Origin of the sequence: Shimia litoralis (assembly GCF_005518135.1) — a bacterium.
GTDB classification, from domain to species: domain Bacteria; phylum Pseudomonadota; class Alphaproteobacteria; order Rhodobacterales; family Rhodobacteraceae; genus Shimia_E; species Shimia_E litoralis.
Genome location: NZ_SULI01000082.1, coordinates 1 through 383, shown reverse-complemented (window position 1 = coordinate 383; position 383 = coordinate 1). Strand labels below are relative to the sequence as shown.

Here is a 383-nt window from a genome sequence, read left to right as displayed (position 1 = left end):
ACGGTGTTGGTGTAATGCCCATGCATCCCCTGGTTCTTCCAGATGCATTTGACGGGCATGCCCATGCCACCTGTGTTGGGTGTGGTGGCCGAGCTTTGCAGAACGCCATCAACATATAAATCCATGGTGATCTCGGCGCCCACGGCAATGCGGATGTCAAACCAGTAGGTGAGCGCGGTGGCTGCCAGAAAGCTTGAGTTGCCCATGACATAGCTGTCACCATAAACGGCCGCGTGATATTTTTCCGTGTCCCGATCCGTGCGGATGCGGGCGATCTGCGTGTGGTTGGCATCATAAAGCTCAAGCAGCACGCCCGATGAGGAGATCAAATGGGCGGAGTTCGCCGGCGCGCGATAGCGAAAGCTGAGCCAGACATCGCCCGT

The 383-nt window shown here is 57.2% G+C and carries 1 pseudogene; it reads right to left on the bottom strand.

The annotated features are described in order from the left end of the window. Positions 1 to 383, bottom strand: a pseudogene (locus FAP39_RS17645) (FscB); the annotation flags it as partial.